At 53.2% G+C, this 23,255-nt stretch carries 20 protein-coding genes, 1 tRNA gene and 1 pseudogene; 12 read left to right on the top strand and 10 right to left on the bottom strand.

The window, feature by feature from the left end; all coding sequences use genetic code 11:
* Positions 1-328: 328 nt before the first annotated feature.
* The 5 genes from U2W12_RS13310 to U2W12_RS13290 all read left to right on the top strand — a co-directional run bounded on the left by U2W12_RS13310 (position 329) and on the right by U2W12_RS13290 (position 3,537).
* Positions 329-481 carry a hypothetical protein gene (locus U2W12_RS13310; protein WP_326501172.1) on the top strand — a complete coding sequence of 51 codons (153 nt, stop codon included), beginning with the start codon at positions 329-331 and terminating at the stop codon, positions 479-481.
* A gap of 499 nt (positions 482-980) precedes the next feature.
* Entirely contained in the window at positions 981-1,262 is a 282-nt protein-coding gene (locus U2W12_RS13305) for a hypothetical protein (RefSeq protein WP_326501171.1), read from the top strand.
* A 66-nt stretch (positions 1,263-1,328) separates the two neighbouring features.
* Positions 1,329-2,015: a molybdate ABC transporter permease subunit gene (modB, locus tag U2W12_RS13300; protein WP_326501170.1), complete on the top strand. Its 687-nt coding sequence runs from the start codon at positions 1,329-1,331 to the stop codon at positions 2,013-2,015.
* Entirely contained in the window at positions 2,012-3,091 is a 1,080-nt protein-coding gene (modC, locus tag U2W12_RS13295; protein ID WP_326501169.1) for a molybdenum ABC transporter ATP-binding protein, read from the top strand. The genes modB and modC overlap by 4 nt, the downstream gene beginning before the upstream one ends.
* A 17-nt stretch (positions 3,092-3,108) precedes the next feature.
* Positions 3,109-3,537, top strand: a complete 429-nt coding sequence (locus tag U2W12_RS13290) for a TOBE domain-containing protein (protein WP_326501186.1) — start codon at positions 3,109-3,111, stop codon at positions 3,535-3,537.
* Positions 3,538-3,540: 3 nt separating this feature from the next.
* On the opposite strand, the gene U2W12_RS13285 is transcribed toward U2W12_RS13290, so the two are convergent.
* Both U2W12_RS13285 and U2W12_RS13280 read right to left on the bottom strand, forming a co-directional pair.
* Entirely contained in the window at positions 3,541-3,681 is a 141-nt protein-coding gene (locus U2W12_RS13285; RefSeq protein WP_326501168.1) for a hypothetical protein, read from the bottom strand.
* Positions 3,682-3,765: 84 nt separating this feature from the next.
* Entirely contained in the window at positions 3,766-8,787 is a 5,022-nt protein-coding gene (locus tag U2W12_RS13280; protein ID WP_326501167.1) for a RecQ family ATP-dependent DNA helicase, read from the bottom strand.
* 1,254 nt (positions 8,788-10,041) lie between these two features.
* On the opposite strand from U2W12_RS13280, the pseudogene U2W12_RS13275 reads away from it, so the two are divergent.
* The 4 genes and pseudogenes from U2W12_RS13275 to U2W12_RS13260 form a co-directional block, all read left to right on the top strand.
* A pseudogene (locus U2W12_RS13275) lies at positions 10,042-10,164 on the top strand (GDCCVxC domain-containing (seleno)protein); the annotation flags it as partial.
* A 146-nt stretch (positions 10,165-10,310) separates the two neighbouring features.
* A complete protein-coding gene (gene smbP / locus U2W12_RS13270; RefSeq protein ID WP_326501166.1) occupies positions 10,311-10,655 on the top strand; it encodes a small metal-binding protein SmbP in 345 nt (114 codons plus the stop codon).
* Between the two features lie 103 nt (positions 10,656-10,758).
* On the top strand, positions 10,759-10,890 hold the full coding sequence (locus U2W12_RS13265) for a hypothetical protein (RefSeq protein WP_326501165.1): 132 nt from the start codon (positions 10,759-10,761) through the stop codon (positions 10,888-10,890).
* 403 nt (positions 10,891-11,293) lie between these two features.
* A complete protein-coding gene (locus tag U2W12_RS13260; protein WP_326501164.1) occupies positions 11,294-11,899 on the top strand; it encodes a hypothetical protein in 606 nt (201 codons plus the stop codon).
* A gap of 595 nt (positions 11,900-12,494) precedes the next feature.
* Here the strand turns inward: U2W12_RS13260 and U2W12_RS13255 are convergent.
* Positions 12,495-12,570, bottom strand: a tRNA-Thr gene (locus tag U2W12_RS13255).
* A gap of 354 nt (positions 12,571-12,924) precedes the next feature.
* On the bottom strand, positions 12,925-13,950 hold the full coding sequence (locus tag U2W12_RS13250; protein WP_326501163.1) for a hydrolase: 1,026 nt from the start codon (positions 13,948-13,950) through the stop codon (positions 12,925-12,927).
* Between the two features lie 183 nt (positions 13,951-14,133).
* On the opposite strand from U2W12_RS13250, the gene U2W12_RS13245 reads away from it, so the two are divergent.
* The 3 genes from U2W12_RS13245 to U2W12_RS13235 all read left to right on the top strand — a co-directional run bounded on the left by U2W12_RS13245 (position 14,134) and on the right by U2W12_RS13235 (position 15,280).
* Positions 14,134-14,340: a hypothetical protein gene (locus tag U2W12_RS13245; protein WP_326501162.1), complete on the top strand. Its 207-nt coding sequence runs from the start codon at positions 14,134-14,136 to the stop codon at positions 14,338-14,340.
* A complete protein-coding gene (locus U2W12_RS13240) occupies positions 14,337-14,537 on the top strand; it encodes a hypothetical protein (RefSeq protein WP_326501161.1) in 201 nt (66 codons plus the stop codon). The genes U2W12_RS13245 and U2W12_RS13240 overlap by 4 nt, the downstream gene beginning before the upstream one ends.
* 203 nt (positions 14,538-14,740) lie before the next feature.
* Positions 14,741-15,280, top strand: coding sequence for a gamma carbonic anhydrase family protein (locus U2W12_RS13235; protein WP_326501160.1), 540 nt, complete (start codon positions 14,741-14,743; stop codon positions 15,278-15,280).
* Positions 15,281-15,319: 39 nt separating this feature from the next.
* Here the strand turns inward: U2W12_RS13235 and U2W12_RS13230 are convergent, their stop codons facing one another.
* From U2W12_RS13230 to U2W12_RS13205, 6 genes are all read right to left on the bottom strand, one after another.
* Positions 15,320-15,526, bottom strand: coding sequence for a hypothetical protein (locus U2W12_RS13230; protein WP_326501159.1), 207 nt, complete (start codon positions 15,524-15,526; stop codon positions 15,320-15,322).
* A gap of 382 nt (positions 15,527-15,908) precedes the next feature.
* Entirely contained in the window at positions 15,909-17,315 is a 1,407-nt protein-coding gene (locus U2W12_RS13225; protein ID WP_326501158.1) for a HAMP domain-containing sensor histidine kinase, read from the bottom strand.
* Entirely contained in the window at positions 17,302-18,015 is a 714-nt protein-coding gene (locus tag U2W12_RS13220; RefSeq protein ID WP_326501157.1) for a response regulator transcription factor, read from the bottom strand. The genes U2W12_RS13225 and U2W12_RS13220 overlap by 14 nt, the downstream gene beginning before the upstream one ends.
* A 3-nt stretch (positions 18,016-18,018) precedes the next feature.
* Positions 18,019-18,375: a PepSY domain-containing protein gene (locus U2W12_RS13215; RefSeq protein ID WP_326501156.1), complete on the bottom strand. Its 357-nt coding sequence runs from the start codon at positions 18,373-18,375 to the stop codon at positions 18,019-18,021.
* A gap of 136 nt (positions 18,376-18,511) precedes the next feature.
* Positions 18,512-18,913, bottom strand: a complete 402-nt coding sequence (locus U2W12_RS13210; RefSeq protein WP_326501155.1) for a nuclear transport factor 2 family protein — start codon at positions 18,911-18,913, stop codon at positions 18,512-18,514.
* Positions 18,914-18,967: 54 nt separating this feature from the next.
* Positions 18,968-23,215 (bottom strand): DEAD/DEAH box helicase, encoded by a 4,248-nt coding sequence (locus U2W12_RS13205; protein WP_326501154.1) that lies wholly within the window; start codon positions 23,213-23,215, stop codon positions 18,968-18,970.
* Positions 23,216-23,255 lie beyond the last annotated feature (40 nt).

The following is a 23,255-nucleotide window of genomic DNA, read 5'->3' as shown; positions in this document are numbered from 1 at the left end:
TGGGAAACATCTTACGCGGGTAAGCCAGTGCGTGGCCGCATGGGCTGCTGGCGGCCTGAGCTGGAGCGCAAAAAGTTAACGAGTATCGCGGCCAGAATTTCGACGTTGGGCAGTAATATGATGGCCTCCGAATCCGCGATGCCGTGTTGTATGCGCATGATCTTGCAGCTAAGCGGTTACGGGCCGAAATCGGTTTGAGTTCGAGATCGGTCAACAGCGTAATGTCGGCGCTATTAATCATTAACACGGAATCGGTGTCGATGCTGATACCCTGTTCGTCAAGCGAAGCCGTACTAAATGAGGCGACAATCTGCTCCCCGCCTTTTAGATGGACAATAATTTGCGCATCCGCTTCGGCCCGATCGATCATGGTGACTTTACGGAAAAGCGGGTTGTGGGTACTGGTCTTAACCTCCAAACGCTGAAGAAGCAGAATGGTATCGGGATCTTCGGCAAGGCCGCGCTTTCAGATCGGCGATAAAAGCCTTATGCTGCTGCTCCAGGCGGGTAAATAATGCCAGCAATGCCCGAGGCTGGCGTTAATGCGCCCCTTTGTTGCCAATGGCGGTCGCCAGCAAGGCTTGCGGGGCCCCATTATTGGCCTTTCGAGCTTTTGCCAGGGGCCTTTGCAACGCAGACCAATCCGTTTGGCGGCTTGGTTAATCGAACCCGTTTGCTCTATCGCCTTCAATAGTTCAATCATACGAGCGTCCAGGGTGTCAGCCGCGCAAGTCACCCGCGATCCAGTGGTGAGGTTTAATGTCATTCGGTTTCATGGCGTCCCTACTCAAAAATGTCGAATGTTTTCGGCGGTCTATTGTTTTCTGGGGGGGAAAGAGCATATCGAAAAAATCGCTATATAATAAAGTATATAGCGATATATAATACGACCATCCCAGCTTTCAGCGGCTTGGGATATTTCCTTTTTGAAATCGACTACCTTACAAACGGCGTTTGACGCTCTCAAAAGGCAGGCATTCATGAGCTCTCAAATCAAACCCATCGCCGAATCTCCTTCAGCCCGTACGCTAAGCCTGATCTCTGCCGTGGCAGAGGGTATTGCCTATCCCGGCCCGGTCCCGGTGGTTAAAAAGAAAAAACTGGGCTTTATTGCCTTGTCGCAGGAAATTGAAGGCGGCAAGATCGCCAAAGGTTCGGTCTGGATCGTCCCCGAAGCGTTGCATGCACCGATTCGCCAGGATGTGATGTCGCTGAATAAAGGCGCGGAGAATCCGGCCGCCCCGCCTTGCTGCGATGTTTAAAATCCGTCGAAGCGCGGGTGATCATTCAAAAATACGGCTACACCCTGGCTGATTGACTACGAAAAAATGTTCAGCGATGATGATATTTCCGCATGTTGGCTGACTTTCCAGGTCGCCAGCCTCTCTACCCTGATTTTGTTGATGGTAGGCACGCCGCTGGCTTGGTGGCTGGCACGTACCGAATCGCGCTGGAAAGGCATCTGCAATACCGTGGTGGCCTTGCCTCTGGTCTTGCCGCCTACCGTACTCGGCTTTTACCTGTTGGTGCTGCTCGGCCCGAACGGGCCTGTCGGCGGCTTCATGGTTAAACTGGGACTGAATCCTTTACCGTTTACGTTTAGCGGCCTTGTCGTCGCGTCAGTTCTGTATTCGCTGCCTTTCGTGGTGCAACCCCTGCAAACCGCCTTCGCAGCGATTGGAGAGCAAACGCTGGAAGCGGCCGCTACTTTACGGGCAGGTCCCTGGGACGCCTTTTTTACGGTCGTGATTCCGCTCGCCAGACCGGGCTTTTTGACTGCGGCTATCCTGGGTTTTGCGCATACGGTGGGCGAATTCGGGGTGGTGCTGATGATCGGCGGCAACATTCCCGGCAAGACTCGGGTCGCTTCGGTACAAATCTATAATCATGTCGAAGCGCTTGAATACCACCAGGCGCATTGGCTGGCCGGCGGACTGCTGGTATTCGCATTTACAGTGTTGCTGGTGTTGTATGGGGGCCTGAAAAGCCGTCCTGCGGTGGAGCCGATGCGATGAATTATGCGATCGCCGCTCGCTTTGCCCTTGATTACGGCGCTTTTCGTTTAGACGTCGATTTACATTTGCCGGGTTCCGGTGTCAGCGTCCTGTTCGGCCCGTCGGGCTCCGGTAAGACTACTTTTCTACGCTGCGTCGCCGGATTGGAGCGGGCGGCCATCGGCCATCTGATGGTTAATGGCAAGCAGTGGGAGGACAGTGAGAGCGGCCTGTTTTTACCTCCGCATCGGCGCGCGATCGGATATATATTTCAGCAGGCCAATCTGTTTCCTCATTTGAACGTTTACGGCAATTTGTGTTTCGGCCTGAAGCGTATCGGCAAAAAGCCTGCCGACTCCGATCTCGATAGGATGATCAAAATGTTGGGCATCGGCCATTTGCTCGACAGGATGCCTGCGCGTCTGTCCGGCGGCGAGCGGCAGCGCGTCGCGATCGCGCGGGCGCTCGTTCTGAACCCGGATATTCTGCTGATGGACGAGCCGCTGGCGGCACTGGATGATCAGCGCAAGCATGAGATTCTGCCGTATCTGACGCGCCTGCATCAGGAACTGGACATTCCGGTACTGTATGTGACCCATGCGCGGCAGGAGGTCGCAAAACTGGCAGACCATCTGGTTATTTTGAACGAAGGCCGCGTGCTGGCGGCAGGCACGCTTGCCGAAACCCTAAGCAGGCTCGATTTGCCGACGGCAGAAGATAACCAAGTAGCGATGATCTGGGAAGGCCGCATCGCTGCGCATGAAAGCGAATATCATCTGACTCGGGTCGACTGTGCCGGCATTGAGCTCAGCATGCCGCTGATCGATGCCGCGATCGGTTCGCCGGTACGGGTGCAGATTTATGCCAGCGACGTCAGCATAGCTCTGGCAGTACCGAATACGACCAGCATACTGAATGTCATGTTTGCTACGATCACCGGCTTAGCCGATAATCAAAAAGGGCAGACCGTTCTGCGCCTGAAAGTCGGCGCGTTACCGCTATTGGCCCTCATCACGCTCAAATCGAAACTGATGCTGAATCTGGCGATCGGCATGTCTGTTTATGTTCAGATCAAAGGCACGTCCATTTTAAATTAACTTATCGGAGAACAATCATAAAAGTCAGCGCACGCAACCAGTTCAAAGGTACAGTCAGTGAAGTTCGTCCGGGCTCGGTCTATACCGAAGTCCTTATTCGATTGAAGGGAGGAGATACCATCGTCGCCATGATAACCAAAGAGTCGGCCGAAACGTTAGCCATCGCAACCGGCAAGGAAGTGATCGCGATGATCAAGGCGCCGCATGTGATCATCGTCACCGATTTCGGAGGTTATCGCATTTCGGCGCGCAACCAACTTCACGGCACGGTGACGCAGGTCAAACCCGGTGCGATCAACAGCGAAGTCGATGTCGAATTGAGTGGCGGCGAAAAGGTTGCCGCTACTGTCACCAACGAAAGCGTCGAAACACTGGAATTGTGTCCAGGCCAGTTGGCCACGGCGGTATTTAAAGCAGGTTCCGTAATTTTGGCGGTCGCGGACTGACGATTACCCTCCCTCGGGCGCAAGCCGTTTGCGCTTGAGCAGAAAATCCCCGAAAGGAATAGCCATAGTACTCAGCGGTTTACGCTGATGATGATCTAATTTACCAATCGCAATGAGTAATTCTTTAAATTCGGCGCTCTTCATCATGAACTCCCTGAAAATCCTTGTTTACATCTTCAATTTAAACAACACTCACCATCGGATGAATGTTTAAAACCCAAATATGCTTTAAACCTCAGTGATTTCAGTAATGTCCCTATTGGCGGAGCATAGATTCAGGTAAAGGATCTCCGGCAAAACCACTTCCCACTGGCTGCATCTGAGCGATTCCGAATCCCCCGGCTTTCTTTGCCGCGCCAAAATTGCTGAAACCCGTACGCCAACAATTTTTCCTTTAGGCGGCGTGAAAGCTTGAGACATCCGGGTGACTGTTACACCGTTTTTGTCTGCCAGCTCCCAGCCTGGTTTATCACCGCTTCTGGCACGCAATGCCAATGGACTGCCGTAATCCAGCTTCGCAACTGCTCGATGAAGCGGGTTTTCGGGAGCAAAATACCCCGGCCATGAAAGTACGACTTGCGCGGGATCGGCTATCCACATACGCTCACCCTGCCGCTGGACCTCGTTAGACGGTATTGGTCGCGATTTAAGGCAGAGGTCTTCGCAATCCCTGACGAAGGGATGGCGATACCCTTGCCGGGCGCATAAGGTCAGGGTTTTACGCGCACGGGTCATTGCTACATAGTATAAACGCCGTTCCTCGTCATTTGCCGATGGCCAACCGCCGGCATCCAGGATGGATACATGATCGAACTCCAGGCCTTTGGCACGGTGCGCGGTCAGCAGCAGGAGCGGCGCATGCAGGCTGTCACTCGCACCTGACTGCCCGCCGGAGCGGAATTCATAAAGCGCTTCGATCACATCGTTGACGACATGCGGAGAGCCAGGAGCGACCGATTCGCAGCCGATAATGAATTGGGCGAGCATTGCCCGATAAGGCTGTTCGATCAGTTCATCGACTTTCTGGCGGTAGCGCCGCCTGAACCAGCGAGACAATAACCCCCAGTTCAGCAATACGTGAGATTTTCGAGCGGTTTTCAAACGCGACAGCAAGCCGTAGCCTTCCCGGGTACTATGCAAATCGAGCAGCGTGTCGTCCCGCATCAACCGCACGGGAATTCCTTTTCGACGGCATAGCTCCGCCATCGGCTCCAGTGCGTCCCAGTGCCTGGCGATCACCGCAAACTGTCCCCAATGACCGCTCTGTCCAAAGTTCTTCAGCGTATTCAGTCGAATCAGTTCAGCCAATGCCACCTCGACTTCGCCGAACAGATCGGTTGGCGTTTCAAGGATATGCACACGGCCCTGAGTCAAATCGTCCAGCCCGGCAAACTCGCCACCCGCCGGCGCATCGCGGCGCGCATAATCAACTCGGAGGGTCTGTCCGGTTTTCATGCGATCCCTGAGCGGGACAATCACACGATTGGCTCCGTAGATAATGTGAACTGTAGAGCGGTAGTTCTCGATCAGGTAATAAGTCTTGGCCTGATAGTCGCTGGTGAACTGTCTGATAAAACGGACATTAGCCCCGCCGAAAGCATAAATATTTTGATCGTCGTCGCCCACCACCATCAGCGATAATTTGTCTTCCTCACTGTTCAGGGATTGTCCGGCCAGGGCGCTGATCAGCTCATAATGTTCGGCATTGATATCCTGATATTCATCAACCAGCAGATAGCGCAACCCCGACAGCAAACGGTCACGCTTCACGGAAGGGCCGATATCGTCGCCCACCTCCGCCTTTTTCAATTGCGCAGTCGCATTTTTGATTACCGTGGAAAAATCGATGCTCTCGCCGCGTTCGGCGGCCACGGCATAGCTGGTACCCGTCAAGCGCATCGCCAGGCCATGCAAAGTCTGTACGCTAATCCCGGCGGCATCGGCGCCGACCAATCCCCACAAGCGTTTGCGAATCTCGATAGCCGCCGAGCGGTTATAGCTGAGCACCATGATATCTTCCGGCGGCACCAGGCATTCGCGCAGCAACCAGGCCACGCGATGAACGATCACCTTGGTCTTGCCGGAACCTGGGCCAGCCAAAACCAAATGACTCCCCTCCGTCGGTGCTGCGACAACCGCTTGTTGATCCGGATTGTGCAAATCCGTCAGAATTCGCCGATGCGACGCTTCGGTTGTCGCCATTTCCAGAATCTCTTGGCGGCCGGCAAAATAGCGGCGCACGAATTCGTCGCGGTCCATGGCGAAATAGTCGACGATGAAGGTCATCGCCGCCTGAATCTTGCCCAGCGCCAGGCGGGCGTATTCCGACATCACATGGACCTGGATGATCTTGTCCTTGTAGTGCAGGGCCAATTCGGCGTAGTCGGACTTTTTGAACTGCCTGCGCCGGGCCTCGGCATTAAGCTGTATGCTCATCGCGGCACGGAACACAGCCTTGCCGCGCGCCAGGTGCAGCACCTCGTTGGTATCCAGGTAGATCAGCGCCGCCGCCAGGGCCACATTCCAGTCGCGCACATCCAGATCCTGCAAGGTCAGATCCGTCAGCAGGGCCGCTTCCAGATCCCCTTGTTTACAGGTGACCAGCAAATTATTGCCCTGGCGCTGCGCGATAAAGTAAATGACCAGCACCTGCGCCAAGCGCATGCGTTTACGACTTATGATTTCGATGTCCTGCCAGCTTCGCAACAATTTAACGTAGCGATTGTCTTGCCCGGCCGGGCGCAAGGCGAAAAAACCGCGCTGGCCGGCGCCGCTGCCGAAGGCCTCGGCAAACGACTTCATCAGCCGCGAGAGCCTGTCCGGCTCCAGGTCGACACCGGTGTCCCGGCGCAAGGTATCGCACAATCGCCGGACGTTGAGCATTTGCCATTCTTCCCGATCGGCATCCGGCGCTGCCTCGCGTAAACTGGCAATCAAGGCATCTTCCAGCTTGCGCAAGCCCTCCAGCCGCTCTACCGTATCCGGATCGCGGTGCAGCGTCACGCCGATTTCGGTATCGTTGGATACCAGTTTCAAACGATCGAGATCGCGTAGCATTCGCTGTACCTCATACGAGCCGCGTCCCGTGGCCAGCATCAAATCGTCGGTACTGATGCCTTCGTCATCCTCGCTATAAAACAACTGTGAAAGGAGCGTGATATAAGGCTCTATGTCGGCGTTCGGCCCCAGTGTTTTCTCCAGTAGGGCCCTGGCTTCGTCCAGGTTGGCAATCTGCAAACTTCCGGGAAATACTCGCGTATGATTTTCCTGGCGCTCCAACAAACGGGCTTCTTCGAGCCAGGACACCGCGATGCGCACTTTGGTATCGGCATCGGCGGCGTCGGGATCGATGCCGTGCTTGTCCGGAATTTCCAGCAGGATCTCGCCGCTGGTGACTACCACCGTGCCTTCTCCGCGGTCTTTTTTCTCGATGCTCCGTAGCGCTTTCAAAATGGAATGGATGTCGTGTTGAGTCAGCCTGGAGTTGCGCAGTAGACGAAACTGCACATCCAGGTCGGCATCGTCATACAGCAACACGCAACGGGCCGGGGCTTGGTCGCGTCCGGCGCGGCCGGCTTCCTGCAGGTAGTTTTCCAGCGAACCGGGCGTATCCAGATGGATCACCAGCCGCACGTCGGCCTTATCGACGCCCATGCCGAACGCATTGGTGGCCGCAATCACCCGCAATTCGCCTGCACTGAAGGCTTCCTGTACCCTGCGTTTTTCTTCGGGCAGCATGCCGCCGTGAAAATAACCGCAATCCAGTCCTGCCTGTTTCAGGAAATCGGCTATTTCCTCGACGGTTTTCTGCCGGGCGCAAAACACGATGGCGCCGCCAGCCTCGCGCAGCGACTCCCGCAACAGCCGCAGCACTTCCGGGTATTTGCCTTGCGTCGGCACCGCGTATACCTCGTAAAGCAGATTCTCGCGGCGAACGCCCCCGGTTAATGTTTGCAGCGTAATGCCCAGGTGCTTGTGAAAATGATCGGCAATGTCCTGCACGACATCCGGTTTGGCGGTGGCGGTAAAGCAGAATACCGAGGAGGGTTTGTCTTTTTGCCGCGTCTTGATAAAGCGCGAAACGTACAGATAGTCCGGACGGAAGTCATGTCCCCATTTCGACAAACAGTGCGCTTCGTCGAATACCCAGGCTCCGACCTCTCGGTGAGCTAAGGCATGGGTGAACGCGATGCTCCGAAATTGCTCCGGCGCGACAAAAATCAATCCCAGGTCGCCGAGCCTCAGCTTATCCAGCATGAGGCGCCGTTCCAGCGGGTTGAGCAGGCTGTTCAGGTAACCTGCACAAGTGATCCCGCGCGCCTCGAGATTATCGACCTGATCCTTCATTAAGGACTGGAGCGGTGAAATAATTACCGTCAAACTGCCGTTGCGGTAAAAGCGGGCCAGCGCGGGCAGTTGATAACACAGCGATTTGCCACCGCCCGTCGGTAGAATCGCGAGGGTCGGGATGCCGGCGAAACCGTGCTCGACGATGGCTTGTTGCAGCGATCGGCCGTCATGGGTGGCGGGTGTGGGCCGAAACTGGGCAATTCCTGGAAAATAGCGCGGCAGGAGCTTGAGCAAATCATGTTGTTCGGAACACCAGGCACAATCGGGATTGCCACAAGGCACATCGCGCAGGGTAGCGATCAATTCGCGCGTTTTGGGGAACGACAGGCTGACCCAGGGCGGCAACACCGAATTGCCGCCCGCGACACGCAGCCAGGCCAGCACATAGGCCAGCGGCTTGTGCAATTCACGGTTAGCCAGATAGCGGTCAGCGATCTGTTGCTGGCTGATTCGGCAGACTTTGCCTTCGGTAGCCCGCCGCCAAGCCGCTTGGGCTTCCTCTAATGACGGACGCAAGGCCGCCCTCAAGGTGGCAAAGAAATTGGCCATTCCCTTGCCGTTTTCCGGAGCCAGCAGAAAATGCAGGCAGAGAACTTCGTCAGGATGGTCTGCGACTCGCTGCCGCAAGGCACCGGCTTGATCTAGAAACAACTCGTAGGACAGCTCGGCGTCTCGCACCGGGTCGTTGCGGGTAGTGGTACAAAGTTTGTAATCTTTCACCAGGCGGTGATAGGGGTTTTGCGGAAACGCCACCGGCGACAACTCCAGGGTGTCGACCAGGGGTAGCCGATGCAGTGCCAAATCTGGATGCAGCAGCGACAATGCCGGCTGGTCGAAGGCAACGATGTTATGCCCCAAAACAAACGCTGCGCCTTCGGTGACCTGATCCAATTGATACATTAAATCAGCGGCCTTGCCGGAGATCCGCAACCGAGCGCCGGTATCTGGCCTGAAGGCACCAATTTCCCTCAGCCTCAAGCTATCTTGGCGGGCGGTTTCTATGTCAATGCAAAGACACTTGGCGCGTGTTTTTTCTGGCTGTTGTGCCATCAGGAGATCATGCTGGATTCAATCCAAATTCTTTGGATATTTCTATTTCAGGAAGGGTAAGCATAAGCAATGCCGTTCACCAAATTTTCGGCGATTGCTGCCGTTTGAGTCGACTATCTTTCCCGTACTCAGAATCTTTAGAGTAAAGAAGGCCCGGAAAGGGATAAATGTGTATAAACCAAAATAGTATAGTCCGGTTAAAAAATCCAGAAATGCAGAAGAAAGGTGCCGATGCTAGGAATATTAAAAAATTGCAGCGATTCAGTTGCTGGCTAGGCTTATGGATGTGGGCCGGTCAGTTTCTGAAATGGAGTGGAAATCGCACCCTTACACAGTCGGACAGCTAATTAACATGGCAAGATTCGAGCAACTTTTGATTTAAGGTTGTGCCGATGATGGGAGTCGAACCTACAGTCTTCGCATTACCAATGCCGACCAAACGAATTGAAACAACATCGGATTATAGTTTATTCCTCATATACTGGGCGCTTCAAGTAGTTTCGTTCTGACTCGCTTTTGACTTGGTTGTTTGACCAATGCGCCTAAATTTTCGCCTCGAAAATTTGTCGGCAAGCCCCGTCAGTAACCATAGTCCGAATCGGGAGCCAGCCTATCGATAGGCGCAGGCGATTTAACGATGAATAGCGGGAAAAAGGAGCACAAGAGACAGTTGGAATGACTGGGCGAGATGATCGGCTGGGCGGTAGTGAATTTACTGATAGGCATCGTGGTTTTGGGTTTTTTGAAGTAAGGGAGAATAGCGATGAAGTTGTTTGTAAATCATCTATCGGGGTAGGGCGCTTCGCGCAATCAAACCGCCAATTTACAAATGATGACGGGTTGACAGACAACTGTTCTTGCATTGTTCCAACTCCTGAATTCTTGCATCCGTATCGGCGAATTCGTCTTGCGCGTTCAATTTAAATTTTGAACTTATCATCGCTTATTTTCTCCTAGAAATACTATTTTCGCATCTTGGCAAAGCTAATATCGTTTGTTAAGAAAGAGGTATTTGTCATGAATCCAAGGCGCGCTTCGTCAGCAAGCGATTTAACCGGCAATGAGGTTACTCTGGAGTCGGCAATAACCTGACCATATTGCGGGCATGCCAGAACAAAGGTCATGTCTGCGGGTGCCGGTCTGTTTTTCTTTCAATGCGTGTACTGGAAAACCCTGCTCAAACCCAAGTCAGGCGATTGTTGTGTTTTCTGTTCCCATGAGGCCTGACATGCTCGCCCATGAAGCAGGGGGAAGATCTGTAGTGAAGCCAAGGGCAAAGATAAGCTTGTAATACAGAGCCCATAATTTCCTGATTCCTGTCGAATTTTCGCAAGTCAGGATTGTCCGTCAATAAAAACGAAAGAGAGGGTATTATGAAAAAATTATCTTTAATCGGTGCGGTTTTAATGTTTTTATTAAGCTTTGCGGTATCTGCAGAGATGCATGCCGATGCGGCTTTGGAACATACCAAAGCCGCAGTTGAAGAAGGAAAAGCCGGGCATGGCCCGATATTGGTCGAGCATGCGACTACGGCTTTATCTCATGCGAAAGCAGCTGCCGAAGCCGCTAAGGGTGGGTCGAAAACTCATATGGATGCTGCGGTTAAATCGTTGGAATCGGCTATCGAGCACGGCAAAATGCAAGGGGATGAGCATGTCAAGGCCGCCACCAAAGCCGCCGAAGAAGCCGAGGAACACCTTAAGGCCGGCAATAAATAATTTTTAACCCAATGCAAACGGACGATGTTTACCTCGTCCGTTTGTTTACGCTTATCTACTCATGCAGAACCGGGCTAAAAATAAGCCCTAAAAGGTGGCAGCAATGTTGAGAATGGTATTTGAAATCGTGATGGCGTCGGCTGTCGTGCTAACTATCGTGATGATCACGAAGCTTGGCGCATTGCCAAATGAAGTGGATAGCGATGACGAGAGTAGGGATGATAACAGTCAATAGGGGCTATGCGATAGTGCTGCCTTGCCCGGTTGCCGAAAGCCCATCATTCGCGATCGATGGGCTTTTGTGTAAAACTCTGTATTTGATCTGACAACTTCAAAAGTTAGACTGTATAAAATATCACATTGACAGGTTAGCTTCGCTTATCTTTGGGCGATGCTGATTGCAAAGGCCTATGAAGTTCTCCCACTCGATTGTCTCCAATATGATGGGTTGAAAGCGAGCTGATTTTGATCAGACCTATCTCAATGAATCGCAAGAAACGGTACTGAAGCGGTTGAACTCACCGTGACCATCCTTTATATTAGTGAATATCCACCTTTAGCCTAATGTCATAGGAATCTCGTCAGTTTACCAATTTCTATGTTTTTTTGATTTCACTGGATTTATCTAAGGAGACTTTATGAAATACAATCATATTCTTGGCGTTTTTGCCATTATAGCGAGCACTTCTTCATTTGCTGCGACCGTAGCCGATTCCGGTATAGTCAGCGTATTCCAGGGACAAACTCCCCGACTGAATATCACCAACGTTGACAGCAGCCCAAACAAATCGTGCAGCTTTACCCTGTCATTCCTTGACTTGAATGGTGTTATCCTACAGCCACCATCACCGTTACCAACTACATTCACTATTGACGGCGGCCATGGCCAATCGATACAGTTTGCTACGCCGCCCCTTGGTGCCACTACGCCGCTACGCGCACATATCGACTTTTCCCCACAATTTGACCCGGCTTTTAACCCCAACGCTGGTTCAGTGGACCCCTTGAACGGGTGTTACCATCTTATCCCTACCTTTGAAGTATCGGATGCAACTAGCACACGCGTACTCAACACCGATTTCTACGGATTGCCTAGTCCTGGTCCTAATGCTAATAGCGGAACAACAGGAAAAGTGGAGATTTGTCATAAACCTAATACGCCCGCGCAAAAAACACTGTGGATACCTCAGTCTGCTTTAAAAGGGCATTTAGGTCACGGCGATTATCAGGGGCAATGCTCTTAAGCCCTAAAACCGCACAATCCTGTCACACATTGCGCGGCGTAAGGATACGCCGTAGAAGCCGGCATTCAGCCGGAGTGTGAACGGGGCTCTATATTAAACTAGTGCTTAATTGCATAAACTAACGATAGTGTTTCTGAGTTGGCTGCCACGCACTTCTTATTTTCGCCATTTGAAAGGTCGTGGATTTTGGGAATAACTCACAATGAATTCTTCAATGGCCTAACGTAAATGGGCGGCACTGGCAAAGCTGGCACCGCGCAAGGCCTTGCGACTGATGCTGAAAATCTTGGAAGCGGAGCAAGGCAAAGCGAAGATTTTTAGTTTCCGATAGCCGTAGCGCCGGGCGGGTTTGCAAAGCGAAGCGGAGCAAACCTGCAAGGCATCACGACACGGCGTAAAGTCATTGCGAAGCGAAGCGCTGATCCCCTTGTTGGGTCGGAACGGGCGAATCGGGGCGCCGAAGGCAAATAGCTGCCGCGTAATTTTTGTCGCTTGCTTGGGCTCGGATGCCCAAAACAAGCTTTCGCAAAAATAGCGGCACTATCAGAATACCAAACCAAATTTTCACTTGATTCAGTCAGCTTGCGGAATTAACTGGTGCCGATGATAGGAGTCGAACCTACGACCTTCGCATTACGAATGCGCTGCTCTACCAACTGAGCTACACCGGCAAAACCAAAATTAGCTCGAACTGTGTCTATACTAAGTACCTATGCATATTTATCCAGCCAGCAATTTCAGGCATGCTATTGTTTTTATTACCACCTTTCACAAGGCGTTCTAAAAAATGCCGGGTTTATTTTGCACATGCACTTACTTAGTAGTCAGATAGCTTGCTGTCCCCGGGCATTGTACCGCATATCTTCCGCCTCCGTCACTGTGTCGCGTTGACGAATCAGTTACTCTGCCAACCGAGTTACATTAGTTTGGAATGGGGCTTATAAGAGCAGCATATTAAATCATAACTGACGAATTATTTTAAGCCCTTCATGCAAAATTTGCATCGATGAATCCATTCCTAAACATTAGGAAGTTCCAGTGTCGGACTGTAGTTTGGAAGATTTTATATGCTGCAACAAAAACTCCGGAATTCTTTGTTCCAACCAGTAGCGTGGACGGAAAGGGTAGACGCCGGTCACGAAACCGACGTGACCGCCGCTTTGCGCTATTTCCAGGAGCACGGTTGGCGATAGTTCATGTTCTTCGGGGAGCACTTCGACGGTCATGAAAGGATCGTCGGCTGCCTGGATGACCAAGGTCGGCACGGTGATCGATTTGAGAAACTGACGAGAGCTGGAACGCTGATAGTAATCGTGCACATCTCGGTAGCCGTGCAGTTTCGCGACGACGACATCATCGTATTGCCAAAACGAGTCTATGCTGGCGAGGTCGCCCAGTTGTCTGATTTTTTCGGCTTCCGCCTCGATACCCAGGGTTTCAAGGTGTTGCAGTTTCAAACGAACATAGTGCTTGAGTTCGTTGAGCAGGTTTTTACGATAAATTTTCGAAAACCCGCTATCGAGTTTGCTCGCGCAGATGCTCAGCACCAGCGGCACAGATACCGCGATCGCGGCGAACAAATCAACACGGTTGCCCTGTTCCCCGAGCCATTTCAGCAGCACGTTGCCGCCCAGCGAAAAACCGATCGCGGCCATCGGCGTTTCCGGTTCGCGTGCGCGCAAGGTTTGATAGAGGAAATGAACGTCCTCGGTTTCCCCGGAGTGATAGCAGCGGGCCAAGCGGTTCGATTCTCCGCTGCAGCCACGGAAATTCAATGCGACGGTGCGCAGCCCGAGTTTCGCCAGCGTGTGCTGCAAGCCTTTAATGTAGCCCGACTCCGAGCTTCCGGTCAGGCCGTGCAATAAAATCACGACCGGCTGTCCGGATTCGCCACAGCAGTCGATGTCGAGAAAATCGTTATCCGGTGTGATTAATCGCTCCCTTCTCAGTGTTTCGGTAGGCCGCGCATTTCGAAAAAAGGCCGGAAAGATCGTTTGCAGGTGGCGGTTTTTTAGCCACCATGCCGGTTTGAAGGCGCTTTGAAAAATCATTAGGGGGAAATCGGCGGTTATGTTCGTGGCAAACGGTACAAAATATTCCGCGCAACCATTTTGCGGGTAGCGGGACGAAGAAGGGTTACGTTTTTACCCTGTGACAAAAGGGTCGCATGGCTTCCGCATTTACGGTTAAACTCTGCGATCAGGCATGTCTTTACTATAACAAGGAGGCGACGCATGATGATGTTTCCCGATCTATTCCAGGTATTCATTCTGGGACTCTTTATTTTTCTTCCGGTTTGTTTGATCTATCGAAAAGCCGGTTTTAATCCGGCTTGGGCTGCGCTGGTGTTTTTGCCGGTTTTCGGCTTATTGCTGATTTTTCTGCAGTTGGCTTTTTTGCCCTGGCCCAACCGCCAGGGGGAAATGGAGCGCAATCCATGATGCCGCTATTTTATATCCTGCTGCCGATCTATGCCGGATTTTGCTTGTGGTTGGGTTTTCGGATCATTCAAAAAGCCGGATTCGACGGTTGGTGGACGCTGGTACTGCTGATTCCGGTCGTCAATATTGCGATGATTTGGGTGTTTGCGTTTATGCGTTGGCCGACGTTGAAAGGGGATATTAAACAGGACTTATAAACAGAACATGATGCACTGGCAATTTTGGATCAATCGTTGCTTCGCGGGGTACTATCCGTTGCAATGGGCGGGTAGGAGTTTTTTCGGGCTGCGCCGATTTGCCGAAAATTTGGTTTAAACGTTAGGGACGGTTAAGATAACTCGTCTCGCCCATAAGCGTATACTTACGGGCATCAATGGGAACGATAATCTAAGGGGCAAGCGTGACACTCAGAAGTTTTAAAAATAAACAGCCGATCATCGGCGAGCGCGTCTATATCGATGATAATGCGACGGTGATCGGCAATGTGACGATCGGCGACGATGTTTCGATCTGGCCTTCGGTCGTGATTCGGGGCGATGTCGAAAGCATCAAAATCGGCGACGGCACCAACGTGCAAGACGGCTCGGTGTTGCATGTGACGCATTACGGCAAGTTCACGACCCAAGGCTATCCGTTGACGATAGGGAAGGGCGTTACGATCGGTCATCGGGCGGTCGCGCATGCCTGTACGATCGGCAATTATTGCCTGGTCGGCATCGGCGCGATCATCATGGATGATGCGATATTGGAAGACTATGTAATGTTAGGCGCCGGCGCTTTGGTGCCGCCGGGCAAACGGCTTGAAAGCGGTCATTTATATGTCGGCGCGCCCGCACAGAAAAAACGGCCGCTGACCGACTCAGAAAAAGAGTTTCTCGAATATTCGGCAGCGCATTATATTCATTTGAAGGATGAATATTTGCAGGACTCTCACCAGTAAGGATCGGGTCAAAAATAGCTTCCTGAATTTCGGTTTCAATTACGCAACACCGTTTGGGCTATTTGCTCCGAGTTTTGCAACTTGGTATTGGCCAGCAGCAAATACCATTTGTTTAAGTTGCAAATGCTCCAAGTCCTCGTGTTCAATGCCCAAGCGCACGACCCGCTGATTCTTATCAACCAACTGCAATAGCGGGGTTCCGACAGGAACCCCTTGGCCTTGTTGCACGTTGATCACATGAAGCATACCTGCGTTTTCGGAAAAGAGCAGTTTAGTGATTTCCTGAATTGCTATAGCCCAATAAAATCAACTTCTTCAGCGATTTAAATCCAACTGCGGAGCAGTTACTTTTGGGTGGGTTTTCGAGGAAATTTTTATTTAATCAGGACAGTTACTTACAAAACTACTTCTCGATCAACTGATCTTTTTAGGATAAACCCAATAAGCCTGTCAGCAAGCCGGTTATGGCGTTATTTTTTATTTTTGCCATATATTTTCTGGACCAAGTCGTAAAACCAAGGCGGCCGAAACAGCACGACCCACATTAACAGCAGTCCGGAGATAGGAACAGGGCCAATCTCAAGAAGGGTGATGACTAAAAGGGTAAAAAAACATAGCATACGCATGGCTATCTCCTTGTTGCCTGGCTTCCGTCGCTAGCCTCATTGTTCTGAATGCTGTTCAGGTCGACCAGAACTTTAAGTCCCGGCCTATTGTCGGCCATTGCTATGCTGCCTTGATGAAGGTCGACAATGGCGGCGACTATGCTTAAACCTAAGCCGTTTCCTGCTGTGGTCCGGCTTTGTTCCAGTCGATAAAAACGCTGAAAGACTCTCTGACGATGCGCTTCGCTAATGCCTGGGCCGTTGTCGGCAATGATCAATTCGAGATTAAGGCCCGACGATTTCAAACTGGCTGCAATTCGGGTGTGTTCGGGCGTGTGTAAAATAGCATTTTCAAGCAGATTAAAGACCAGTTGCGTTAACAAATCTTTATCGCCGTATATTTCAAGACGTTGTTCAATGTCAGTGGCAATGATTTTTCCTTGTTCCTCAGCTACGGGAATCAACGCATCGGCTACGGAAACGACGACATCGCTTAGATTGACGACCTTGAAGCCGCTGCGGCGGGATTGGGATTCAATCTGAGAAATCCTCAGTAGGGCGGCAAAGGTATCCAGGATGGTGTCAACTTCGGCAAGGGCGGAAGCGATCCGTTCGTGATATTGAGTTTTTGACAGATTCGCTTTCAGTGCCTCTTCAAGCCTGAATTTCAAACGACTGACCGGTGTGCGCAAATCATGGGCAATATCGTTGGAAACCTGTTGCACGTTCTCTATCAAGGCAGCGATTTTATCCAGCATGCGATTGAGCAATAACGCCAGCTTGTCCAACTCATCCTGGTTTTTCGAAACTGCTAAACGGTGGCTTAAGTCGCCTGCAATAATGGCTTGCGCGGATTGGGTAATACCGGCAATTTTTTTTAGGAAGGTACGGCTAATATAAAATCCGCTCGCTACACCCAGAGCAATCACCAACACGACGCCCCATAAAAACGATTGAATAATCGCTTCGCCGGTTTCTTCAATATACTCACTGTCATGACCTACACCCAGCCAAAGGCGATTGGGCAGGACAATGACATGAGCCATTAGCTCGGGGTGCTCTTCTTCATTATTGTTTTTAGACTCCGCGGCTACGAGGGTTTGCCATCCTTCCGCGAGCTTGAAATCGCTAAAATTTCCGGCGACCAACTCGCCTTGCTGATTTACCAAGCCGTACTTTTTAGAATACTGAGAGTTTGAATCTAGCAGCTCGTTAATCTCGGTGATTAATTCAGGCGATCCGCCGGTCTCGTACTCTGCTTTAAGACGGTTGACTTCTGAATCAATGTTACTTTTAAGCTGCTGTTCAAGGGTATGATGGGTTAAGAAATAAACCGTTATGCCAATCGCCAGAAAAGAGCACAAAAACAACCCTAAATAGAGAGTTGACAACTTAAAGCTAGTGGTACTGACCAGACTAGGCTGTTTCATGAATCCTATACCCGGCACCACGCACGGTCTGGATGATGTCGGATTTGTTTCCAGTATTCAGTTTGCTGCGCAAGCGGCTAATATGGGTTTCAACAATATTGGTTTTGGGGTCGAAATGAAAATCCCAGACATTCTCAAGCAGCATAGTGCGAGTGACAACTTGTCCTGCATGACGAACCAAATATTCAAGCAGGCGAAATTCAGTGGGTTGAAGGTCGATCAGTTGTCCATCGCGTTTGACTACTCTTTTCATCAGATCAATTTCAATGCCGCAAACGCGTAAAACTTTCATTTCTACGGTTTCTCTGGGTCTACGTAGCAACGCGTTCACCCGTGCATCCAGTTCATTGAATGCGAAAGGCTTAACCAGATAATCATCCGCCCCGGCATTTAAACCTTCAACACGATCATTAATGCCGCTCATTGTGGTCAGAAATAATACCGGTACAGAGTTGCTTGCGCCGCGTAGCTTTTTTACCAAACTCAGTCCATCAAGTCCCGGTAACATGCGATCGACAATAAGCAAATCATGGTTGGCTTCTTGAGCGAGAAACAAACCTTCCAGACCGTCTTTCGCCGCATCCACCGTATGACCCGCCTCTTTTAAACCAGCGACTATATAGTTTCTGGTTTGCGTGTCGTCTTCAATGATTAATATTTTCATACATAAAAAATGCCGGGGTGTTTCCCCGGCATTCATAGTCTATTCTTTCTCGCTTTCAGCGCCTTCATTAGACTCATCTTCCAGCGAAACTTTAAGCACGCTGCCGGTCTTGCCGTCGACAATGACTTCATGGACTTTGCCGTCTTTAAGGATTTCGATTTCAAACTGCACAGCGGCGGACTCATCGTTTAATTCCGCTTCCATTGCTTTGCCGCCGGTTTTTTGCTCGGCTGCTTTAATCGCATCCTGTAAAGAAATTGTGGCTTGGCTAAAAAGCTTTAGCTCTTTGGCTTCTTTGTCTTGGGTTTCCGCCGCTTGCGCTACGTTTACAACGCTGCCGGCGGTCATAATCATTGCAAATAAAGCGATCAGAATTTTAGAGTGTGCGGTGTTCATAGTGTTTATCCTCGTTCATATCAGGCGGGATTGCCTGACTTGGGATATAGCATAGCTTTTCTTACATTACAGGAAGCTTCCTAAATCTATACAATTTGGTAATGTCAGTTTTTTCGGGTAGGGGTACAGTTTCGCCTTATGGGATGGTCAGGCCCATCTGCCAGAACATCGTAGCCGTATCGCGCGCACCCCAACGCTTATGAATTTTACCGTTGCGGATGATGAACCACTCCATAGCGGTAATTTCATAGCCTTGTTCGGTCACGGGGCCGCCGCGAAACGAATTGAGCGAACGGCCGTGCTCGACATAGCGCACCGACACCTCGTCGCCTTCGGCAATCATCGCTTCAACATGTAGTCTGATCGCAAAACTATCGATCAGGTCGCGCCAGATCGGCTTGGTCTTTTCGATGCCACCCCAACCGAGAACGCCATAAATCAGTGCATCCGGGGCAAAAGCCTGGCAGACGCCGTCAAGGTCGCCGCGATTAAAGGCATCGACATAGTCGAGCACCACGCGTTTGTTTTCTTCCGACATGTATTTTTGTCCGTTGAACAGTTCAAGCCACTGTAAGGTTCTTCGGCCTAAATATTACTTGTTCAACAACGTCCACTGCAACTGCCATTGATGCTCCGCGTCGAAGGCTTGCAGATAATGTACGTTTTTGCCCGAGCCGTAAGCCATCGGTGCGCCGTTTCGGTATACCAGGCGCTGGCTGTGGAGCGAATGGATGCGGTCGCCGGGCGTGATGATACCGGTCAGATTCAGCGGGTCGGACGCATTGATCACGGTCAGTTCGGGGATAGTCGGCGGTTCGCGCAGGTCACGAAGCAAGCCGACCGCTTCGGGCAGGGCAAACTGTTCGCCCGCGAAGCCTTGCACGAAGCGGCCGCCACGCAGTTCGCCGCGCGCTTCCAGGCGGCGGTAAACGTAGAGCAATTCGCGCCAGCTTGGCAGATTTTCTTCCCGCTCCAGCACCTTCCGAAACACCACGCCGTAACGTTTGAGCAGCACGCGGGCGATATGTTCGACGGCCGCATAATTTTCGGTCGTTGGCTGACGCAAGGGGCGCAGCAGCGACCAGCGTCCGGCCGCGGCGAAGGGATCGTAGATCGGGTAGCGCTTGCCGCGCCGGTGCAGGATCTTTTGTGGAGTGACTAAAGTGCGCAGGCCTTGGAAACTGTCCGAGGTGATCAGGCCGGCGGCGGCAAGTTCGCCGAGCGCTTCTTCCAGCTGCGTTTTAAGCAGGCCGGTTTCGCCGGCCAGCTCCTGAAAGAAACTGGCTCCCCATTCGCGGATCGCGGCATGCACTTTCAGCGCATTGCCGGAAAGCTCGAGCGCCGCGCTGTCCGGCAGTGCCGCGAAGGCGCGCCAGCTTTCCAGATGTTCGCGCGCGACCAGGGCAACCGGCGTATTTTTGCCGGCGGCTTTCGGGCTGCTGTCGCCGAGGGCTTTCAAGCGCAGCCAGATGAATTTGCCCGAGGTGCAGAGTTGATCCAGTTCGGAGGCGAAATAGGGTTTGATGCGCCGAGTCAGAATGTCGTGTTCCCAGCCGAATGCCGGGAGGTTGCAACCTTCCAGTTGCTGCAAAGCTTTCGCCAGCGCTGCTTCGCCGGTTCCCGGTTCATGAAGATTGTGCCAGTGGAACAGAAAGCGCATGAATACGGCGGGTGCGACCGGCTCGATCTCCTTGCGCAGTTGTTTCAGGGTATAGCGATGGATGCGCGCGAGCAGGCCGCGTTCGCACCATTCCGTGGTCGCTGCGCCGGGCGTAAAGCGCCCTTGCAGTACGACGCCTTGCTGTTCCAGGGCAGCCAGTGCCCGTTCGAGTTGCGCTAGCGGATAGGCGAGCGGTTTGGCCAGTTGTTCGCCGGTGACGGGGCCGAGTCCTTCCAGGCGGCTACGGATCAGGTCGCGCAGGATGTTCTCGTCGGTTAATGCCTGAGCGGGCGGTAGCGGCGGGATGCTCGGCGTAAGATCGGCCTCCGGAAAAAGCGCCTGCAATTCGGAAAGGCGCTCGGCGGCGACCCAAAGCTTTTGACCGTGCGGCAGCCGCATCACGGCCGCGCGCCGGCTTTGCTGCAAGGCCGCGAACAGTTCGGGCCATTCATTGCGTATACCTTCCTCTTCGGTCATGAAGCCGAGGATATTCAAGGCATCATGTAGTTCATCCGCATCGCGCGCTTCCGGCCAGGCTTCCAGGCGCACGCTGTCGATCGCTTCCGGATTGAGCCGGCCGATCTCGGCCGCATCTTCGGGGCTGCCAAAGCGGCGCTGTTGAATCGCCAGCGTGCGGCGCTCTTCCGCGGGGGCGTCGTCAAGAAAGGCGTAGGGGCGCGCATTGATGATTTCCTGCGCCAGCGGCGATGGCGCGGTCAGGTCGCGGGCGATCACCTGAATCTCGCCGCTTTCGATGCCTTGCAGCACGGCCTGCAGGCCGTCGATGTCCATTAGTTCGTGCAGACAGTCCCACAAGGTTTGATCGACTAACGGATGATCGGGAATCTCACGCTCGCCAGCGATATTTTCGAAACAGGCGAGCTGGTCCGGAAAGATCACCGCGATCAAATCCTCCGCGTCGTTGCGCTGGAATGGCGCAGGCACCTTTTTGCCGCCGCGGTTGCGCGGTACGGCGAGGGCGGTATTGGCGACCCAGCGCCAGCGCGTCGGAAACATCGGCGCGGCGAGCAGCGCCTGAATCAGCACGTCCCTGACCGAGGCGGCCTTTAGATAACCGGCCGGCTCGAGAAGCGGAAAACTGTGCGTGGGGCCCAGCGACAGCACGATATTGTCTTCAGTTGCGGCCGCCTGCAGCTCGAAATTGAAGCGCCGGCAGAAGCGCTTCCTGAGCGCCAGCCCCCATGCCTTGTTGATCCGCGAGCCGTAGCGCGAATGCACCACGAAATGCATGTCGCCGGTTTCGTCGAAGAAGCGTTCGAAGATGATGTTTTTGAACGACGGCAGTACGGTCAGCGCGGCTTTTGCGGTTGCAAGATAAGCATGCAATTGCTCGGCGGCGGCTGATGGCAGACCGAGACGATTGAAAATAAAGTCGCGCGCGGCATCGCCGCCTTGTTCGAGCAAACGGTCGATCGTTTCCGACAACTCGGACACCGCTTCCGATAACTCCCGGCTGCGCCCCGGTGCTTCGCCGAACCAGAACGGAATGTTCGGCGGCTGGCCGTGTGCGTCTTCGACATACACCTTGCCCTGCTCGATCTTCAGCATCCGGTAGGAGTTGTTGCCGAGCTGAAAGATGTCGCCGGGAATGCTTTCGAACGCGAAATCCTCGTTCAAGGTACCGACGAACAGGCCTTCCGGCTGCATGATAACGTCGTAATCGAACTGGTCCGGTATCGCGCCGCCGTTCACGATCGCGGTCAGCCGCGCGCCCTTGCGCGGCCGCAGCATGCCATGCACGACATCGCGGTGCAGATAGGCGCCGCGCCGGCCGCGCCGGGTGTGGTAGCCGTCCGCGAGCATCTTGACGACGGCGGTGTATTGATCGGAAGTCAGCGTCCGGTACGGCCAGGCTTTGCGCAGCACATCGTACAGCTCGCGCTCGGGCCATTCGCGGCAGGCGACTTCGGCGACGATTTGCTGGGCGAGAACGTCCAGGGGATGGTCGGGGATAAGAATCGTGTCGAGTTGATCGTTCGCGACCGCATGCAAAAGCGCCGTGCATTCGACCAGATCGTCGCGGGTCAGCGGAAACAGGCGGCCTTTCGGAATCGCGCCGAGCCGGTGCCCGGAACGGCCGACCCGTTGCAGGAACGCCGCGATGCCATGCGGCGAGCCGAGCTGGCAGACCAGATCGACGTCGCCGATGTCGATGCCGAGTTCGAGCGAGGCGGTCGCGACCAGCGCCTTCAGGCTGCCTTGTTTGAGCCGGTTTTCCGCATCGAGCCTGTGTTCCTTGGCGAGGCTGCCGTGATGCGCCGTCACGAATTCCTCGCCAAGCCGCTCGGCAAGCGCGGCGGAGGCGCGTTCGGCCAAGCGCCGAGTATTCACGAAAATCAGCGTGGTGTGATGGTCGTTGATCAATTCGACGAGGCGGTCGTAGATTTCGCTCCAGACCTCGGCCGCCATCACCGCTTCGAGCGGCGAGCTGGTCACTTCGATTTTTAAATCGCGTTTCCGAACATGGCCGGTGTCGATGATTGTGCAGGGCTCTTCACGGTTGCCGGTCAGAAAGCGCGCAATCGTGGTCAAGGGCTTTTGCGTCGCGGACAGGCCGATCCTAACCGGCGGCTTCTCGGTCAGTTGCGTCAACCGTTCCAGCGACAGCATCAGATGCGCGCCGCGCTTGTTGCCGGCCAGCGCGTGAATTTCATCGACGATCACGCTGTGTACCGTTTTCAACATGTCGCGTCCGGATTCGGAGGTCAGCAGTATGTACAACGACTCCGGCGTAGTGACCAGGATATGCGGCGGCGTGCGTTTCATCGCGAAGCGCTCGGCCTGGCTGGTATCGCCGGTGCGGGTTTGTGCGCGGATCACCACGCTGGGCAGGGCGGCTTCGAGCAGTGCCATGCCGATACCGGATAAAGGTAGTTCGAGATTCTTATGGATGTCGTTGGATAGCGCTTTCAGCGGCGAGACATAGAGCACCAGCGTCTGATCGGGCAAAAAGGCGTCGACGCCTTGTTTAACCAATTGATCGATCACCGCGAGAAAAGCCGCCAGGGTTTTACCGGAACCGGTCGGTGCGGCGATCAGCGTGGCCTGGCCTGCCTGAATTGCTGGCCAGGCCTGGCTTTGAACGTCGGTAGGCGCCTGGAAATGATCCAAAAACCAGCGGGCAACGACCGGATGGAAGGAGTGTAGGATGCGAGTCATGGCGTTAGCTGCCTGACATGAGGTGATTTAATGGAAAAAA

Origin of the sequence: Methylomicrobium sp. Wu6, from assembly GCF_035916875.1 — a bacterium.
Taxonomy (GTDB): Bacteria; Pseudomonadota; Gammaproteobacteria; order Methylococcales; family Methylomonadaceae; genus Methylomicrobium.
Note: the sequence above shows the minus strand (reverse complement) of the source record. Positions and strands in the feature narration are given on the sequence as shown.

Excerpts from the sequence above, each read along its gene's own strand:
- U2W12_RS13310 (WP_326501172.1), top strand. The coding sequence starts at position 329 with ATGGACAATAATTTGCGCATCCGCTTCGGCCCGATCGATCATGGTGAC.
- U2W12_RS13305 (WP_326501171.1), top strand. The coding sequence starts at position 981 with ATGAGCTCTCAAATCAAACCCATCGCCGAATCTCCTTCAGCCCGTACG.
- modB (WP_326501170.1), top strand. The coding sequence starts at position 1,329 with ATGTTCAGCGATGATGATATTTCCGCATGTTGGCTGACTTTCCAGGTC.
- modC (WP_326501169.1), top strand. The coding sequence starts at position 2,012 with ATGAATTATGCGATCGCCGCTCGCTTTGCCCTTGATTACGGCGCTTTT.
- U2W12_RS13285 (WP_326501168.1), bottom strand. The coding sequence starts at position 3,681 with ATGAAGAGCGCCGAATTTAAAGAATTACTCATTGCGATTGGTAAATTA.
- U2W12_RS13280 (WP_326501167.1), bottom strand. The coding sequence starts at position 8,787 with ATGTATCAATTGGATCAGGTCACCGAAGGCGCAGCGTTTGTTTTGGGG.
- smbP (WP_326501166.1), top strand. The coding sequence starts at position 10,311 with ATGAAAAAATTATCTTTAATCGGTGCGGTTTTAATGTTTTTATTAAGC.
- U2W12_RS13265 (WP_326501165.1), top strand. The coding sequence starts at position 10,759 with ATGTTGAGAATGGTATTTGAAATCGTGATGGCGTCGGCTGTCGTGCTA.
- U2W12_RS13260 (WP_326501164.1), top strand. The coding sequence starts at position 11,294 with ATGAAATACAATCATATTCTTGGCGTTTTTGCCATTATAGCGAGCACT.
- U2W12_RS13250 (WP_326501163.1), bottom strand. The coding sequence starts at position 13,950 with ATGATTTTTCAAAGCGCCTTCAAACCGGCATGGTGGCTAAAAAACCGC.
- U2W12_RS13245 (WP_326501162.1), top strand. The coding sequence starts at position 14,134 with ATGATGATGTTTCCCGATCTATTCCAGGTATTCATTCTGGGACTCTTT.
- U2W12_RS13240 (WP_326501161.1), top strand. The coding sequence starts at position 14,337 with ATGATGCCGCTATTTTATATCCTGCTGCCGATCTATGCCGGATTTTGC.
- U2W12_RS13230 (WP_326501159.1), bottom strand. The coding sequence starts at position 15,526 with ATGCTTCATGTGATCAACGTGCAACAAGGCCAAGGGGTTCCTGTCGGA.
- U2W12_RS13225 (WP_326501158.1), bottom strand. The coding sequence starts at position 17,315 with ATGAAACAGCCTAGTCTGGTCAGTACCACTAGCTTTAAGTTGTCAACT.
- U2W12_RS13220 (WP_326501157.1), bottom strand. The coding sequence starts at position 18,015 with ATGAATGCCGGGGAAACACCCCGGCATTTTTTATGTATGAAAATATTA.
- U2W12_RS13215 (WP_326501156.1), bottom strand. The coding sequence starts at position 18,375 with ATGAACACCGCACACTCTAAAATTCTGATCGCTTTATTTGCAATGATT.
- U2W12_RS13210 (WP_326501155.1), bottom strand. The coding sequence starts at position 18,913 with ATGTCGGAAGAAAACAAACGCGTGGTGCTCGACTATGTCGATGCCTTT.
- U2W12_RS13205 (WP_326501154.1), bottom strand. The coding sequence starts at position 23,215 with ATGACTCGCATCCTACACTCCTTCCATCCGGTCGTTGCCCGCTGGTTT.